We start from the raw sequence: 16,633 nt of genomic DNA on the forward strand, positions 1-16,633 counted from the left end.
GTGGTGTATTATTCAACAGAATGCTTGATAGGGATAATCGTTCGTTGCTATGCTATCTATCGCCATGAACTATCGTGGCGACGGAGGATGAATAATGAATATTCGTGATCTTGAATACCTGGTAGCGTTAGCCGAACATCGTCACTTTCGCCGCGCGGCAGATTCCTGCCACGTCAGCCAGCCCACGCTGAGCGGCCAGATCCGCAAGCTGGAAGACGAGCTGGGCGTGATGCTGCTGGAGCGCACCAGTCGTAAGGTTCTGTTCACACAGGCAGGTCTTCTGCTGGTGGATCAGGCGCGCACCGTGCTGCGCGAGGTCAAAGTGCTCAAGGAAATGGCAAGCCAGCAGGGGGAGGCCATGTCCGGCCCGCTGCATATTGGCCTGATCCCAACCGTTGGCCCGTACCTGTTACCGCACATCATTCCGATGCTGCACCAGACGTTCCCGAAACTCGAAATGTACCTGCACGAAGCGCAAACCCATCAGCTGCTGGCACAGCTGGACAGCGGCAAGCTCGACTGCGCCATTCTGGCACTGGTAAAAGAGAGTGAAGCCTTTATCGAAGTGCCGCTGTTCGATGAGCCGATGATGCTGGCGATCTATGAAGATCACCCGTGGGCGAACCGCGATCGCGTGCCGATGGCCGATCTGGCGGGTGAAAAGCTGCTGATGCTGGAAGATGGCCACTGCCTGCGCGATCAGGCGATGGGCTTCTGCTTCGAAGCGGGTGCGGATGAGGATACCCATTTCCGCGCAACCAGCCTGGAAACGCTGCGTAATATGGTCGCGGCGGGAAGCGGTATTACGCTGCTGCCTGCGCTGGCGGTACCGCACGAGCGTAAACGTGATGGCGTGGTCTACTTGCCGTGCATTAAACCAGAGCCGCGTCGTACGATTGGCCTGGTCTATCGCCCTGGGTCACCGCTGCGCAGCCGCTATGAGCAGCTGGCAGAGGCCATCCGTGGTGCGATGGATGGCCATTTTGACAGCGCGTTAAAACAGGCGGTTCAGGCCGTTTAGTGCCGCGACCCGATAGGCTTCCGCCATGGTCGGGTAGTTAAAGGTGGTGTTGACGAAGTACTCAATGGTGTTACCACCACCTTTCTGCTCCATGATCGCCTGACCGATATGAATGATTTCCGCGGCGCGTTCACCAAAGCAGTGAATCCCGAGGATCTCTTTCGTCTCGCGATGGAACAGAATTTTCAGCGTACCCACGCTCATCCCCACGATTTGCGCCCGCGCCAGATGCTTAAACTGCGCACGACCCACCTCGTAAGGCACCTTCATTGACGTCAGCTGCTGCTCGGTTTTCCCTACGGAACTGATTTCCGGGATGGTGTAGATGCCCGTAGGGATATCTTCAATCAGATGCGCCGTCGCTTCGCCTTTCACCAGCGCCTGAGCCGCAATGCGTCCCTGGTCGTAAGCGGCTGAGGCCAGGCTTGGATAGCCAATGACGTCGCCGACCGCGTAAACGTGCGGCAGGGCGGTCTGATACATGCTGTTGACCTTCAGCTGACCGCGGCTGTCGGTTTCAAGCCCGATATTTTCCAGCTGCAGGGAATCGGTGTTGCCGGTACGGCCGTTGGCGTACAGGAGGCAGTCCGCTTTCAGCTTCTTGCCGGACTTGAGGTGCATGATCACCCCGTCGTCGCAGCCTTCGATCTTCTCGTACTCTTCGTTGTGACGAATGACCACGCCGCTGTTCCAGAAGTGGTAGGAGAGGGAGTCCGACATCTCCTGATCGAGGAAGGCCAGCAGGCGATCGCGAGTGTTGATCAGGTCAACTTTGACGTCCATTCCGCGGAAGATCGACGCATATTCGCAACCAATGACCCCTGCGCCATAGATAATGACGTGGCGGGGTTCATGGTGCAGGCTCAGAATCGAGTCGCTGTCGTAGACGCGCGGGTGCGAGAAGTCCACGTCGGCCGGATGGTATGGGCGTGAACCGCAGGCAATCACAAATTTTTCAGCGGTGATGGTTTCAACCGACCCGTCGTGGCATTCGAGTGCCAGGGTGTGTTCATCCACAAAATGCGCGTTGCCCTGCAAAATTTCACAGTGGTTACGCTCATAAAACCCCTGACGCATGCGCGTCTGCTGGTTAATGACGGTATCCGCGTGGTTCAGGATGTCGGCAAAGGAGGAACGAAGAAGTCGGGAGTGGTCGCTGTAAAGAGGGTTCTGGTTGAATTCGATAATGCGGCTAACGGCGTGGCGGAGGGCTTTCGAAGGGATGGTGCCCCAGTGGGTGCAACCGCCGCCGACATTATGGTAGCGCTCAATGACCGCTACTCTGGCTCCCTGTTTCACCAGACCCATAGCAGCGCCTTCGCCGCCGGGGCCGGAACCAATAACTATTGCGTCGTAATCGTAGGAATGTGGCATGGCAAGGCTTACCTGTTCTTATACATAAAAGCAACAGAATCATAACATCATTGCCAGAGTAACCCAATTATCGTTGTGCTTTTTTCCGGCAGTGGAGCACAAACCGCACGTAAACAATCATTCACAAAGCCAGGCAAACAGATTAATTTTATTCTCTGGTATAGTGCCATCAGGCCTTTGGAAGGATTCAACTATCGTGATGGGCGTAAGAGCACAACAAAAAGAGAAAACCCGGCGTTCGCTGGTGGAAGCCGCATTCAGTCAACTGAGTGCTGAGCGAAGTTTTGCCAGTTTGAGCCTGCGCGAAGTCGCACGCGAGGCCGGGATTGCGCCAACGTCCTTCTATCGTCACTTCCGTGATGTGGATGAACTGGGCCTGACCATGGTCGACGAGAGCGGTTTGATGCTGCGTCAGCTGATGCGCCAGGCGCGTCAGCGTATCGCCAAAGGGGGCAGCGTGATCCGTACCTCCGTATCGACCTTTATGGAATTTATCGGCAATAACCCCAACGCGTTTCGTCTGCTTCTGCGTGAGCGTTCGGGCACGTCGGCGGCGTTTCGTGCCGCCGTCGCACGCGAAATTCAGCACTTCATCGCGGAACTTGCCGACTATCTTGAACTCGAAAACCATATGCCGCGTGCGTTTACCGAAGCACAGGCCGAGGCGATGGTGACGATTGTTTTCAGCGCAGGTGCCGAAGCGCTGGATGTCAGCATTGAACAACGCAAGCAGCTTGAAGAGCGACTGGTATTGCAGCTCAGGATGATCTCCAAAGGCGCGTACTACTGGTATCGCCGTGAACAAGAGAAACTGGCACATCAAACCGAAGAGTGAAGGTGAGTAATGAAACAGTCAGGTCAGGATAAAGGGACGCTGTTGCTGGCATTGATCGCTGGCTTATCCATTAATGGTACGTTCGCCGCTATTTTTAGCTCCATCGTGCCGTTTTCGATTTTCCCGCTGATTGCGCTGGTGCTGACGGTGTACTGCCTGCATCAACGCTACCTGAACCGCACCATGCCGGTGGGGTTACCGGGGCTGGCCGCCGCCTGCTTTATTCTGGGCGTATTGCTGTACAGCACAGTGGTGCGCGCGGAGTATCCGGATATCGGCTCTAACTTCTTCCCTGCGGTACTGTCTGTGGCGCTGGTGTTCTGGATTGGCTCGCGCATGCGTAGCCGTAAAAGCCAGTTACCGGAATAAAGGTTTTTGTCATTGTAGGCCGGATAAGCGAAGCGCCATCCGGCTTTTTGGCAGGTGGCGCTTCGCTTACCTGCCCTACAAGGCCACATTACTTCGCCGTGAGCAGTACACCGCACTCCATATGGTGCGTATACGGGAACTGATCGAACAGCGCCAGACGTTCAACCTTGTGCGTCTGGCCTAACGTTTCCAGGTTCTTGCACAGCGTCTCCGGATTACAGGAGATGTACAAAATACGCGGGTACGCCTGCACCATCTTCTCGGTTTCGCTGTCCAGGCCACTGCGCGGCGGGTCGACAAAAATCGTCTCACACTGGTAGCTCTTCAGATCGATGCCTTCCAGACGGTTAAATTGACGTACACCGTTCATCGCCTGTGTGAACTCTTCTGCGGCCATACGAATGATCTGCACGTTGTCGATATGGTTGGCGGCAATGTTGTACTGCGCGGCGGCAACCGACGGTTTGGCGATTTCCGTTGCCAGGACGCGATCGAAGTTACGCGCCAGCGCCAGCGAGAAGTTGCCGTTACCGCAGTAGAGCTCAAGCAGATCGCCCGTTGATCCTTCCGTCGCCTTCAGCGCCCACTCCAGCATCTGCACGTTCATTGCAGCGTTCGGCTGGGTGAAGCTGTTCTCGACCTGACGATACACCATCTCTTTACCCGCCACCGGCAGACGCTCGTCGATGTAGTCCTGATCCAGCATGATTTTGGTTTTTGTCGCGCGGCCAATCAGGTGAACGTTGATGTTCTGCGCACGCAGCGCATCGCGCAGCGCTTCTGCCTGCTCGCGCCACTCGTCGTTCAGGGCTTTGTGGTACAGCAGGGAGACAATCGCCTGATTGCTTTGCGTGGTCAGGTAGTCAATCTGGAACAGCTTGTGGCGCAGTACCGGGTTGTTACGCACGCCGTCCATTATCAGCGTCATTAATTGGTTAATGAGCTCACTCGCTGCCGGGAAGCTGTCCACGCGGATACGGGACTTCGTCTGCTGATCGAAAATGATGTGGTACAGGTCGTCACCGTCGTGCCAGATGCGGAACTCGGCACGCATGCGGTAGTGGCTGACAGGAGAGCGGAACACCTCGGGAACGGGCGCGTTGAAAGGCGTCATCATACTTTGCAGGCGGACAACTTTCTCTGCCAGCTGCGCGTCGTACTGTTCTGTCGGGAGGTGTTCTGGGGTCATGATGCGTCCTGAGTGATAAAGAATTACGCGGCGATTGTAGGGATTGTTCAGGGGATGTCCAGATTTAATGGCCAATAGCTGTCTGGACATCCATACGTGTCTAATTGTAGCATTCTGTTTCCGGTCTCCTGAGAGTGAAAAGGGAATCCAGTGTAAATCTGGAGCTGACGCGCAGCGGTAAAGACTGGCGGGATGAGCGTTGTAGACACTGTGAAAATGGGAAGTCTTCATCCTTATATAGCCACCTAGCCCGAAGACCTGCCGGGATCACGTCGCATTTGGTTTCATCATCGCGTGCTATCGATGAGGCCTGCGGCATCCTTCTTATATTGTGGATGCTTTAACAATGATTAAAAAAGTATCGCTGTTGACGGCGTTGTCCGTCACGGCATTTTCGGGCTGGGCGCAGGATAGCGCAGACTCGTTGGTGGTGACGGCAAATCGTTTTGAACAACCTGAAAAAACTATTCTGGCTGCAAACACGGTTGTTACGCGTGCCGATATTGACCGTTGGCAGTCAACCTCGCTCCTGGATGTTATGCGCCGCCTGCCCGGCGTGGATACGGCGCAAAGTGGTGGGATGGGGCAACTCTCTTCTCTCTTTATCCGTGGCACCAACTCCAGCCACGTCCTGATCCTTGTTGATGGGATCCGCCTTAACCAGGCGGGCGTCACGGGGTCGTCCGACCTCAGCCAGTTCCCAATCTCCCTGGTACAGCGAATCGAATATGTTCGTGGACCGCGTTCGGCGGTATACGGCTCAGACGCGATCGGTGGCGTCGTAAACATTATTACTACTCGTGCGAAGGACGGTACCACGCTGAATGCTGGCGTAGGCTCGCACGGCTACCAGAATTATGGTGGCAGTACTCAGCAAACACTGGGCGACAGCACACGCGTCACGCTTGCGGGTGATTACACCTATACCAAAGGGTTTGATGTGGTTGCGGACGGCAACAATGGTGGCCTTGCCCAGACCGATCGCGACGGCTTTATGAATAAAACGCTCTACGGCGCACTGGATCACGCATTCTCGGAGCAGTGGAGCGGTTTTGTTCGCGGCTTTGGCTACAGCAACCGTACTGCCTACGACGGTTACTACAGCTCATTTACCCCTGACGTACTGGTCGATACCCGCCAGCTTTATAGTCAGACCTGGGATGCAGGATTGCGCTTCAATGATGACATCTTCCATTCACAGCTGCTCACCAGCTATAGCCACAGCAAGGACTATAACTACGACCCGAATTTAGGCCGCTACGATTCGACAGCCACGCTGGATGAAATCAAGCAGTACAATGTCCAGTGGCTCAACTCCGTTGATGTTGGCCAAGGGAACATTGGCGCGGGCGTTGACTGGCAGAAGCAGAGCACCGAGCCGGGTACAAACTACGTGACCAACGGCTACGACCTGCGTAACACCGGCGTCTACCTGACCGGGCTGCAGCAGTTTGGTGACTTCACCCTGGAAGGAGCGGTTCGCAGCGATGACAACTCTCAGTTCGGTCGTCATGGCACCTGGCAAAGCAGTGCGGCCTGGGAGTTCGTGGAGGGTTACCGTTTCGTTGCTTCTTATGGTACGGCCTATAAAGCACCGAATCTGGGTCAACTCTATGGTTTCTATGGCAATGACCATCTTGATCCAGAAGAGAGCAAACAGTGGGAAGGTGCGTTTGAAGGCCTGACGGCAGGCGTGAGCTGGCGCGTATCCGGCTACCGTAATGACGTTGATAATCTCATCGACTTCGATAATAACCTCCAGCAATATTACAACGTCGGTAAAGCACGCATTAAAGGTGTGGAAGCGACAGCATCGTTTGACACGGGGCCGTTGACGCATACTGTAGGCTACGACTACGTGGATGCCCGCAATGCCGCAACCAACGAACTTCTGGACCGCCGTGCTAAGCAGCAGGTGAAATATCAGCTCGACACGCAGATCTATGATTTCGACTGGAGCCTGACTTATCACTATCTTGGTACGCGTTACGACACTGACTTTGGTACTTACCCGTCTGAGAAAGTAAAAATGGGCGGTGTAAGCCTGTGGGATGTCGCAGTTTCGTATCCTGTCACCTCACACCTTACAGTTCGTGGTAAAATAGCCAACCTGTTCGATAAAGATTACGAGACAGTTTATGGCTACCAAACTGCAGGACGGGAATACACCTTGTCTGGCAGCTACACCTTCTAATCCGCGTCCCACCGTGCTGGTGTTTGATTCCGGCGTCGGTGGGCTTTCGGTCTATGATGAGATTCGGCATCTCCTGCCGGATCTCCATTACATCTACGCCTTCGATAACGTCGCTTTCCCGTATGGGGAAAAGAGCGAAGATTTTATTGTCGAGCGCGTGGTGGAAATCGTCACTGCGGTACAAAAGCGCTATCCCCTTGCGCTGGCCGTCATCGCGTGTAACACGGCGAGCACTGTTTCTCTTCCCGCCCTGCGTGAAAAATTCCAGTTCCCGGTTGTGGGCGTCGTTCCTGCAATAAAGCCTGCCGCGCGTCTGACAGCCAACGGCATTGTGGGCTTGCTGGCCACGCGAGGCACGGTAAAGCGTCCTTATACCCGCGAGCTGATCGACCGTTTCGCTAATGAATGCCAGATTGCGATGCTCGGTTCGGCTGAGCTGGTGGAGATGGCGGAAGCGAAGCTGCATGGCAAGTCGGTATCACTCGACGAGCTGCGTCGTATTCTTCGTCCGTGGCTGAGGATGCCCGAACCCCCGGATACCGTTGTGCTGGGCTGTACCCACTTCCCGCTACTCCAGGAAGAGCTATTAGAGGTACTGCCGGAGGGGACGCGTCTGGTGGATTCCGGAGCGGCTATTGCCCGTCGTACGGCATGGTTGCTGGAGCATGAAGCCCCGGATGCGAAATCTACCGATGCGAATATCGCGTTTTGTATGGCGTTAACAAAAGAAACTGAACAACTTTTACCCGTTTTACGCCGTTATGGCTTTGAAACGCTCGAAAAACTGGCGCTATAGCACGGTTTTGAGCAAAAAAGAGACGGTTGAAAGTTTTTTTTAAAAGAGGGGTTGTCAACGTCTGAGAACTCCCTATAATGCGCCTCCACTGACACGGAACAACGGCTTACAGGCCGCCGGGTTAGCGGGGTTCAGAGATGAACGCCAACAGAGAAAAGCGAAAATAATCACTTGACTCTGAATGAGGAAAACGTAATATACGGGACCTCGCAACGGTGAGCGAAAGCCGCGTTGCACTGCTCTTTAACAATTTATCAGACAATCTGTGTGGGCACTCAAAGTGACATGGATTCTTAATGTCTTCGGACAATAAATGAATACCAAGTCTCTGAGTGAACATGCGTAATTCATTACGAAGTTTAATTCACGAGCATCAAACTTAAATTGAAGAGTTTGATCATGGCTCAGATTGAACGCTGGCGGCAGGCCTAACACATGCAAGTCGAGCGGCAGCGGAAAGTAGCTTGCTACTTTGCCGGCGAGCGGCGGACGGGTGAGTAATGTCTGGGAAACTGCCTGATGGAGGGGGATAACTACTGGAAACGGTAGCTAATACCGCATAACGTCGCAAGACCAAAGAGGGGGACCTTCGGGCCTCTTGCCATCAGATGTGCCCAGATGGGATTAGCTAGTAGGTGGGGTAACGGCTCACCTAGGCGACGATCCCTAGCTGGTCTGAGAGGATGACCAGCCACACTGGAACTGAGACACGGTCCAGACTCCTACGGGAGGCAGCAGTGGGGAATATTGCACAATGGGCGCAAGCCTGATGCAGCCATGCCGCGTGTATGAAGAAGGCCTTCGGGTTGTAAAGTACTTTCAGCGGGGAGGAAGGTGCTGAGGTTAATAACCTCAGCAATTGACGTTACCCGCAGAAGAAGCACCGGCTAACTCCGTGCCAGCAGCCGCGGTAATACGGAGGGTGCAAGCGTTAATCGGAATTACTGGGCGTAAAGCGCACGCAGGCGGTCTGTCAAGTCGGATGTGAAATCCCCGGGCTCAACCTGGGAACTGCATTCGAAACTGGCAGGCTAGAGTCTTGTAGAGGGGGGTAGAATTCCAGGTGTAGCGGTGAAATGCGTAGAGATCTGGAGGAATACCGGTGGCGAAGGCGGCCCCCTGGACAAAGACTGACGCTCAGGTGCGAAAGCGTGGGGAGCAAACAGGATTAGATACCCTGGTAGTCCACGCCGTAAACGATGTCGACTTGGAGGTTGTGCCCTTGAGGCGTGGCTTCCGGAGCTAACGCGTTAAGTCGACCGCCTGGGGAGTACGGCCGCAAGGTTAAAACTCAAATGAATTGACGGGGGCCCGCACAAGCGGTGGAGCATGTGGTTTAATTCGATGCAACGCGAAGAACCTTACCTACTCTTGACATCCAGAGAACTTTCCAGAGATGGATTGGTGCCTTCGGGAACTCTGAGACAGGTGCTGCATGGCTGTCGTCAGCTCGTGTTGTGAAATGTTGGGTTAAGTCCCGCAACGAGCGCAACCCTTATCCTTTGTTGCCAGCGGTTAGGCCGGGAACTCAAAGGAGACTGCCAGTGATAAACTGGAGGAAGGTGGGGATGACGTCAAGTCATCATGGCCCTTACGAGTAGGGCTACACACGTGCTACAATGGCGCATACAAAGAGAAGCGACCTCGCGAGAGCAAGCGGACCTCATAAAGTGCGTCGTAGTCCGGATTGGAGTCTGCAACTCGACTCCATGAAGTCGGAATCGCTAGTAATCGTAGATCAGAATGCTACGGTGAATACGTTCCCGGGCCTTGTACACACCGCCCGTCACACCATGGGAGTGGGTTGCAAAAGAAGTAGGTAGCTTAACCTTCGGGAGGGCGCTTACCACTTTGTGATTCATGACTGGGGTGAAGTCGTAACAAGGTAACCGTAGGGGAACCTGCGGTTGGATCACCTCCTTACCTTAAAGAACCTGCCTTTGCAGTGCTCACACAGATTGTCTGATGAAAAAACAGCAGTAAAAATCTCTGCAGGCTTGTAGCTCAGGTGGTTAGAGCGCACCCCTGATAAGGGTGAGGTCGGTGGTTCAAGTCCACTCAGGCCTACCAAACTCCTTTTAAAGGATGAGCGGTACAGAGATTGCAAAACGATGGGGCTATAGCTCAGCTGGGAGAGCGCCTGCTTTGCACGCAGGAGGTCTGCGGTTCGATCCCGCATAGCTCCACCATCTTTTACTGCGAACCCAAGAAAACTTCAGAGTGAACCTGAAAAGGTGCACTGCGAAGTTTTGCTCTTTAAAAATCTGGATCAAGCTGAAAATTGAAACGACACATCTTTAATGGTGTGTTCGAGTCTCTCAAATTTTCGCAATCAGAAGTGAAACATCTTCGGGTTGTGAGGTTAAGCGACTAAGCGTACACGGTGGATGCCCTGGCAGTCAGAGGCGATGAAGGACGTGCTAATCTGCGAAAAGCGCCGGCGAGGTGATATGAACCTTTGACCCGGCGATGTCCGAATGGGGAAACCCAGTGTGATTCGTCACACTATCGTTAACTGAATACATAGGTTAACGAGGCGAACCGGGGGAACTGAAACATCTAAGTACCCCGAGGAAAAGAAATCAACCGAGATTCCCCCAGTAGCGGCGAGCGAACGGGGAGCAGCCCAGAGTCTGAATCAGCTTGTGTGTTAGTGGAAGCGTCTGGAAAGTCGCACGGTACAGGGTGACAGTCCCGTACACGAAAACACACAGGTTGTGAACTCGAAGAGTAGGGCGGGACACGTGGTATCCTGTCTGAATATGGGGGGACCATCCTCCAAGGCTAAATACTCCTGACTGACCGATAGTGAACCAGTACCGTGAGGGAAAGGCGAAAAGAACCCCGGCGAGGGGAGTGAAAAAGAACCTGAAACCGTGTACGTACAAGCAGTGGGAGCACCTTCGTGGTGTGACTGCGTACCTTTTGTATAATGGGTCAGCGACTTATATTCTGTAGCAAGGTTAACCGTATAGGGGAGCCGAAGGGAAACCGAGTCTTAACTGGGCGTTAAGTTGCAGGGTATAGACCCGAAACCCGGTGATCTAGCCATGGGCAGGTTGAAGGTTGGGTAACACTAACTGGAGGACCGAACCGACTAATGTTGAAAAATTAGCGGATGACTTGTGGCTGGGGGTGAAAGGCCAATCAAACCGGGAGATAGCTGGTTCTCCCCGAAAGCTATTTAGGTAGCGCCTCGTGAACTCATCTTCGGGGGTAGAGCACTGTTTCGGCTAGGGGGCCATCCCGGCTTACCAACCCGATGCAAACTACGAATACCGAAGAATGTTATCACGGGAGACACACGGCGGGTGCTAACGTCCGTCGTGAAGAGGGAAACAACCCAGACCGCCAGCTAAGGTCCCAAAGTCATGGTTAAGTGGGAAACGATGTGGGAAGGCACAGACAGCCAGGATGTTGGCTTAGAAGCAGCCATCATTTAAAGAAAGCGTAATAGCTCACTGGTCGAGTCGGCCTGCGCGGAAGATGTAACGGGGCTAAACCATGCACCGAAGCTGCGGCAGCGACACTATGTGTTGTTGGGTAGGGGAGCGTTCTGTAAGCCGTTGAAGGTGTGCTGTGAGGCATGCTGGAGGTATCAGAAGTGCGAATGCTGACATAAGTAACGATAAAGCGGGTGAAAAGCCCGCTCGCCGGAAGACCAAGGGTTCCTGTCCAACGTTAATCGGGGCAGGGTGAGTCGACCCCTAAGGCGAGGCCGAAAGGCGTAGTCGATGGGAAACAGGTTAATATTCCTGTACTTGGTGTTACTGCGAAGGGGGGACGGAGAAGGCTATGTTAGCCGGGCGACGGTTGTCCCGGTTTAAGCATGTAGGCGGAGGTTCCAGGTAAATCCGGTACCTTTTAACGCTGAGGTGTGATGACGAGGCACTACGGTGCTGAAGTAACAAATGCCCTGCTTCCAGGAAAAGCCTCTAAGCATCAGGTAACATCAAATCGTACCCCAAACCGACACAGGTGGTCAGGTAGAGAATACCAAGGCGCTTGAGAGAACTCGGGTGAAGGAACTAGGCAAAATGGTGCCGTAACTTCGGGAGAAGGCACGCTGATATGTAGGTGAAGCCCCTGCGGGTGGAGCTGAAATCAGTCGAAGATACCAGCTGGCTGCAACTGTTTATTAAAAACACAGCACTGTGCAAACACGAAAGTGGACGTATACGGTGTGACGCCTGCCCGGTGCCGGAAGGTTAATTGATGGGGTTAGCGGTAACGCGAAGCTCTTGATCGAAGCCCCGGTAAACGGCGGCCGTAACTATAACGGTCCTAAGGTAGCGAAATTCCTTGTCGGGTAAGTTCCGACCTGCACGAATGGCGTAATGATGGCCAGGCTGTCTCCACCCGAGACTCAGTGAAATTGAACTCGCTGTGAAGATGCAGTGTACCCGCGGCAAGACGGAAAGACCCCGTGAACCTTTACTATAGCTTGACACTGAACACTGGTCCTTGATGTGTAGGATAGGTGGGAGGCTTTGAAGCGTGGACGCCAGTCTGCGTGGAGCCGTCCTTGAAATACCACCCTTTAATGGCTGGTGTTCTAACGTAGACCCGTGATCCGGGTTGCGGACAGTGTCTGGTGGGTAGTTTGACTGGGGCGGTCTCCTCCCAAAGAGTAACGGAGGAGCACGAAGGTTAGCTAATCCTGGTCGGACATCAGGAGGTTAGTGCAATGGCATAAGCTAGCTTGACTGCGAGAGTGACGGCTCGAGCAGGTGCGAAAGCAGGTCATAGTGATCCGGTGGTTCTGAATGGAAGGGCCATCGCTCAACGGATAAAAGGTACTCCGGGGATAACAGGCTGATACCGCCCAAGAGTTCATATCGACGGCGGTGTTTGGCACCTCGATGTCGGCTCATCACATCCTGGGGCTGAAGTAGGTCCCAAGGGTATGGCTGTTCGCCATTTAAAGTGGTACGCGAGCTGGGTTTAGAACGTCGTGAGACAGTTCGGTCCCTATCTGCCGTGGGCGCTGGAGAATTGAGGGGGGCTGCTCCTAGTACGAGAGGACCGGAGTGGACGCATCACTGGTGTTCGGGTTGTCATGCCAATGGCACTGCCCGGTAGCTAAATGCGGAAAAGATAAGTGCTGAAAGCATCTAAGCACGAAACTTGCCCCGAGATGAGTTCTCCCTGAGACTTTAAGTCTCCTGAAGGAACGTTGAAGACGACGACGTTGATAGGTCGGGTGTGTAAGCGCAGCGATGCGTTGAGCTAACCGATACTAATGAACCGTGAGGCTTAACCTTACAACGCCGAAGATGTTTTGGCGAAGAGACGAACAATCAAAATTCAGCCTTGATACAGATTAAACAGAATTTGCCTGGCGGCTTTAGCGCGGTGGTCCCACCTGACCCCATGCCGAACTCAGAAGTGAAACGCCGTAGCGCCGATGGTAGTGTGGGGTCTCCCCATGTGAGAGTAGGGAACTGCCAGGCATCAAATTAAGTAGTAAGCCGGTGCATTAATCCGGTGGTTACAAGCAGTCTTCGGTGGAGCGGTAGTTCAGTCGGTTAGAATACCTGCCTGTCACGCAGGGGGTCGCGGGTTCGAGTCCCGTCCGTTCCGCCACTTATTAAGACATTAAGCCTGCCTTACTGGCAGGCTTAATGGCAAAAAACTTTAGGGGCGTAGCTCAGTTGGTAGAGCACCGGTCTCCAAAACCGGGTGTCGCGAGTTCGAGTCTCTCCGCCCCTGCCATATATAATCCTTTGCTTCGGCAAAGGATTTTTTTTTGCCTGTAATCCTGTAAAAACGCCTCTTCTTACTGTTCAGCCAGCATTCCTGCTGGCTGATGTATCAATCCATTACATTGATTTTTAACAGATCTTTTATCTGTGACTGCTTATCACTGTTTTGCAGCCAAATCGCATACAGCGGTCTGGTAAGCGTGGTGGAATCCAACACCGTATGCAGCCCCGCTTTAGTGTCTGCCCAGCGAACAGGTAACCAGGTACAACCTCTCAGCAAGGGCAGTTGCTGACAGGCGATCTCCGCAGAGCTGGTCGTTAACTGTGGAACATCATCAGGTGCAATCAATCCCGTCTCATGCTGCTGAAAATCTGGCCCCCATTCGAGGCGCAAATAGGTCAGGTCTGCCTTCATCATCGACGGTTCAGAGGCATAAAGCGCCAGGCCAAACTGACCGACGATCTGGCTGCTAAATTCGTCCATCTTGGGGGCTTCGGTTGTGATCAGAAGATCAAGCTGACGCTCATGAAGTTGCTTAACCAGCGACTGCCGTTGCGCAATCCTGGCTTCAAATTGCAGGTGGCTATGAGAGTGATAAAGCCGGGTAAGCCACTGACTTAGCATACATTCCCACAGGGAAGCGCTGGCCCCTATCGAGAACTCATTATGCCTCGAAGTATGTGCAACCTCTTTGCGTGCCGCCTGCCAGGTATTCATCAGCGTTTCTGCGTACGGCAGCAGTTTTTCACCGGCGGGCGTGAGGCGAATATTGTTGCGATGGCGGGTAAAAAGATTCACACCCAGTTGATTTTCCAGCTGTCGAATACGAAAACTGACTGCTGACTGCGTCAGGTAAAGGGCTTCCGCTGCTCGCCCAAAGTGGCGTGTTCTGCTCACTTCAAGGAAAGTTTTAAGCAATTCCGTATCCACATCTTTCTCCGCAAAATTATTTGTCGTTATGATTTAAATGTTTTGTTTTACACTCTGTCAAGCGTAACTAATACTCCGCGCCATAAATAGCTCGGCCAAAGAATTAGGAGCGTGTAGGATGGCGGAAAGCTTTACGACGACTAATCGTTTTTTCGACAATAAACATTATCCGCGCGGGTTCTCTCGTCACGGCGATTTCACCATCAAAGAAGCTCAACTGCTTGAGCGCCATGGTTATGCCTTTAACGAGCTGGATCTGGGTAAGCGTGAACCTGCAACCGAAGACGAAAAACAGTTTGTTTCTGTTTGCCGTGGTGAGCGTGAGCCGCAGTCTGAAGCGGAACGTGTGTGGATCAAGTATATGGCACGCATTAAGCGTCCAAAGCGCTTCCATACGCTGTCTGGCGGTAAGCCACAGATGGAAGGTGCAGAAGACTACACCGAGTCTGATGACTAAGATGATAAGAAGGGGCTACGGCCCCTTTTTTTATGCCAGCAACTTCTGCAGATGCAGCAGCAAACGATCGATAGCGCGATAGCTCAGCGCCTCCTGCAAGTGTTTTCTCTCAATGTCAGTACATCCCTCCACGTCAGCAATGGTTCTGGCCACTTTTAGCAAACGCTGCCACGCACGTATAGATAGCCCAAAGCGCGTCAACGTCTCCTCCAGCCATACCGCATCCTCACTGTTAAGGGCACAAAACTGCCGGATCCCGGCATTATCCAGCCGCGCATTTAGCCTGTTCTGGCGAGTGTACTGTCGTGCCTGGGCGGCGATCACCCGCTCGCGTACCTTCGCAGAGCTTTCACCCGTGATGCCCGTCTGCCTGAGCAAGCCCGGAGGAGGAAGCGGGATTTCGAGAGATAAATCGAAACGGTCGAGGAACGGACCGGATAACTTTCCCAGATAGCGCAGCGTCTGCTCCGGCGTACAGCGGTTATGGTTGCCCTGGTAGTGGCCCGTCGGGCTGGGATTCATCGCAGCGACCAGTTGAAACTGCGCGGGATAGCTTATTTTGGCCCGCGTGCGCGAGATATGTATTTCGCCAGATTCAATAGGTTCTCTCAGCGCATCCAGCACGCGGCGCTCAAACTCGGGCAGCTCATCGAGAAACAGAATGCCATTGTGCGCCAGTGAGATCTCTCCCGGCCCGGGGATAGACCCGCCGCCGACCATTGCCGTCAGTGAAGCGCTATGATGTGGGGAACGAAAAGGACGACGGCGCCACTGTTTTTGCAACGATGCAGAACTGATGAGGCTATATATGGCAGCGCTTTCCAGCGCTTCATGATTATTAAGCGGCGGAAGCAGCCCGCTCAGCCTGCTCGCCAGCATCGTTTTCCCCGTACCTGGCGGGCCAATCAACAGAAGATTGTGTCCACCTGCGGCCGTAATCTCCAGCGCCCGCTTCCCTTGCTCCTGTCCCATAATCTCGCTGAGATCCTCCGGGACGTCGGCTATAACCTCGTCACACTCCTCCGGTTCGGACAGTTCATGTCGTCCTTCCAGCCAGGCACAAACTTCCTGTAAATGTCCCGCGATGAGGCATCCTTTTTCCGCGATAAGACTCACTTCTGATGCGTTTTCATTGGCCACAATGATTTGCCGGCCTGCTCGTATGGCCTCTAGCGCTCCCGATATCGCGCCGGGAACGCCTCTCAGCGCGCCTGTGAGCGCGAGTTCACCCACGAACTCATACGAGCCTAGCCTTGTCGTATTAAGCTGCTCAGAAGCCGCGAGAAGGGCAATTGCGATAGGTAAATCGTATCGTCCCCCTTCTTTAGGCAGGTCGGCGGGAGCAAGGTTGATGGTTATCTTCTTCGCAGGGAAGGTATAACCGCTATTTATTATTGCGCTACGGACGCGATCCCTGGCTTCTTTAACCGTCGTTTCAGGTAACCCGACAAGCGTGAGTCCGGGCAGCCCATTACTCAAATGCACCTCTACGGAAACAAGCGGTGCCTTTACCCCGAGGGCCGCACGCGTATAAACAACTGACAGTGACATTTGCACTACCTCCTGGTGTGACTATGTCAGTGCTCGTTATGTTTGTTTATTGCCATTTCGTGAATTTACGCCGCTTGTTCAGGGGTTTTAATGGCGCATTGCAACAATTTCATAATCGTGGAAAGCTCCTCGCAGAACGAAAAAATCCTGTTTTGACGGTTAGCACCACAGTAAAAAAATGAAAAATATTCATTTTCTAATTTCCGTATAT

The 16,633-nt window shown here is 53.6% G+C and carries 10 protein-coding genes, 4 tRNA genes, 3 rRNA genes and 1 riboswitch; of the genes, 13 read left to right on the forward strand and 4 right to left on the reverse strand.

The annotated features are described in order from the left end of the window. The first annotated feature begins 94 nt into the window (after nucleotides 1–94). Entirely contained in the window at nucleotides 95–1,021 is a 927-nt protein-coding gene (gene oxyR / locus ACMGGE_RS17385; protein WP_044597477.1) for a DNA-binding transcriptional regulator OxyR, read from the forward strand. Here the strand turns inward: oxyR and sthA are convergent. Beyond that, entirely contained in the window at nucleotides 995–2,395 is a 1,401-nt protein-coding gene (gene sthA / locus ACMGGE_RS17390; protein WP_008501785.1) for a Si-specific NAD(P)(+) transhydrogenase, read from the reverse strand. The genes oxyR and sthA overlap by 27 nt on opposite strands. Nucleotides 2,396–2,591: 196 nt before the next feature. Between sthA and fabR the strand changes: the two genes are divergently transcribed. Together fabR and ACMGGE_RS17400 are read left to right on the forward strand one after the other, a co-directional pair. Further along, the gene (gene fabR / locus ACMGGE_RS17395; RefSeq protein ID WP_008501784.1) at nucleotides 2,592–3,230 is read left to right on the forward strand and encodes an HTH-type transcriptional repressor FabR; all 639 of its coding nucleotides are present in this window, start codon (nucleotides 2,592–2,594) and stop codon (nucleotides 3,228–3,230) included. 9 nt (nucleotides 3,231–3,239) lie between these two features. Then, nucleotides 3,240–3,599, forward strand: coding sequence for a YijD family membrane protein (locus tag ACMGGE_RS17400; RefSeq protein WP_008501783.1), 360 nt, complete (start codon nucleotides 3,240–3,242; stop codon nucleotides 3,597–3,599). Nucleotides 3,600–3,687: 88 nt separating this feature from the next. Here ACMGGE_RS17400 and trmA read toward each other — a convergent pair whose 3' ends face one another. Further along, nucleotides 3,688–4,788: a tRNA (uridine(54)-C5)-methyltransferase TrmA gene (gene trmA, locus ACMGGE_RS17405; protein WP_063622937.1), complete on the reverse strand. Its 1,101-nt coding sequence runs from the start codon at nucleotides 4,786–4,788 to the stop codon at nucleotides 3,688–3,690. 104 nt (nucleotides 4,789–4,892) lie between these two features. Next, nucleotides 4,893–5,069: riboswitch (cobalamin riboswitch) on the forward strand. Nucleotides 5,070–5,134: 65 nt separating this feature from the next. Between trmA and btuB the strand changes: the two genes are divergently transcribed. From btuB to ACMGGE_RS17450, 9 genes are all read left to right on the forward strand, one after another. Then, complete coding sequence (btuB, locus tag ACMGGE_RS17410; protein ID WP_167215603.1) at nucleotides 5,135–6,982, forward strand: TonB-dependent vitamin B12 receptor BtuB; 1,848 nt, start codon at nucleotides 5,135–5,137, stop codon at nucleotides 6,980–6,982. Then, on the forward strand, nucleotides 6,927–7,778 hold the full coding sequence (gene murI / locus ACMGGE_RS17415; protein ID WP_048028420.1) for a glutamate racemase: 852 nt from the start codon (nucleotides 6,927–6,929) through the stop codon (nucleotides 7,776–7,778). Before btuB ends, murI begins: the two co-directional genes overlap by 56 nt. Nucleotides 7,779–8,159: 381 nt before the next feature. Next, nucleotides 8,160–9,701: ribosomal RNA gene (locus ACMGGE_RS17420) — 16S ribosomal RNA — on the forward strand. 70 nt (nucleotides 9,702–9,771) lie between these two features. After that, nucleotides 9,772–9,848, forward strand: a tRNA-Ile gene (locus ACMGGE_RS17425). Nucleotides 9,849–9,891: 43 nt separating this feature from the next. Beyond that, nucleotides 9,892–9,967, forward strand: a tRNA-Ala gene (locus ACMGGE_RS17430). A 171-nt stretch (nucleotides 9,968–10,138) separates the two neighbouring features. After that, a 23S ribosomal RNA gene (locus ACMGGE_RS17435) occupies nucleotides 10,139–13,042 on the forward strand. 73 nt (nucleotides 13,043–13,115) lie between these two features. After that, nucleotides 13,116–13,231: ribosomal RNA gene (gene rrf, locus ACMGGE_RS17440) — 5S ribosomal RNA — on the forward strand. Together the 16S, 23S and 5S rRNA genes with 4 tRNA genes alongside form the textbook arrangement of a ribosomal RNA operon. Nucleotides 13,232–13,287: 56 nt before the next feature. Then, a tRNA-Asp gene (locus ACMGGE_RS17445) sits at nucleotides 13,288–13,364 on the forward strand. Nucleotides 13,365–13,417: 53 nt separating this feature from the next. Beyond that, nucleotides 13,418–13,493: transfer RNA gene (locus ACMGGE_RS17450), tRNA-Trp, on the forward strand. Between the two features lie 99 nt (nucleotides 13,494–13,592). On the opposite strand, the gene hdfR is transcribed toward ACMGGE_RS17450, so the two are convergent. Beyond that, nucleotides 13,593–14,414 (reverse strand): HTH-type transcriptional regulator HdfR, encoded by an 822-nt coding sequence (hdfR, locus tag ACMGGE_RS17455; RefSeq protein ID WP_024907953.1) that lies wholly within the window; start codon nucleotides 14,412–14,414, stop codon nucleotides 13,593–13,595. A gap of 118 nt (nucleotides 14,415–14,532) precedes the next feature. On the opposite strand from hdfR, the gene ACMGGE_RS17460 reads away from it, so the two are divergent. Continuing rightward, nucleotides 14,533–14,871 (forward strand): DUF413 domain-containing protein, encoded by a 339-nt coding sequence (locus ACMGGE_RS17460; RefSeq protein ID WP_008501577.1) that lies wholly within the window; start codon nucleotides 14,533–14,535, stop codon nucleotides 14,869–14,871. 30 nt (nucleotides 14,872–14,901) lie between these two features. Here ACMGGE_RS17460 and ACMGGE_RS17465 read toward each other — a convergent pair whose 3' ends face one another. Next, entirely contained in the window at nucleotides 14,902–16,422 is a 1,521-nt protein-coding gene (locus ACMGGE_RS17465) for a YifB family Mg chelatase-like AAA ATPase (protein WP_262767020.1), read from the reverse strand. Nucleotides 16,423–16,633 lie beyond the last annotated feature (211 nt).

Source organism: Enterobacter sp. BNK-22, from assembly GCF_048684805.1.
GTDB lineage: Bacteria > Pseudomonadota > Gammaproteobacteria > Enterobacterales > Enterobacteriaceae > Enterobacter > Enterobacter quasiroggenkampii.

What these genes read in the sequence shown, in the direction of transcription:
- murI (WP_048028420.1), top strand. Translation starts at nt 6,927, where the DNA reads ATGGCTACCAAACTGCAGGACGGGAATACACCTTGTCTGGCAGCTACA.
- ACMGGE_RS17400 (WP_008501783.1), top strand. Translation starts at nt 3,240, where the DNA reads ATGAAACAGTCAGGTCAGGATAAAGGGACGCTGTTGCTGGCATTGATC.
- sthA (WP_008501785.1), bottom strand. Translation starts at nt 2,395, where the DNA reads ATGCCACATTCCTACGATTACGACGCAATAGTTATTGGTTCCGGCCCC.
- ACMGGE_RS17465 (WP_262767020.1), bottom strand. Translation starts at nt 16,422, where the DNA reads ATGTCACTGTCAGTTGTTTATACGCGTGCGGCCCTCGGGGTAAAGGCA.
- trmA (WP_063622937.1), bottom strand. Translation starts at nt 4,788, where the DNA reads ATGACCCCAGAACACCTCCCGACAGAACAGTACGACGCGCAGCTGGCA.
- ACMGGE_RS17460 (WP_008501577.1), top strand. Translation starts at nt 14,533, where the DNA reads ATGGCGGAAAGCTTTACGACGACTAATCGTTTTTTCGACAATAAACAT.
- btuB (WP_167215603.1), top strand. Translation starts at nt 5,135, where the DNA reads ATGATTAAAAAAGTATCGCTGTTGACGGCGTTGTCCGTCACGGCATTT.
- oxyR (WP_044597477.1), top strand. Translation starts at nt 95, where the DNA reads ATGAATATTCGTGATCTTGAATACCTGGTAGCGTTAGCCGAACATCGT.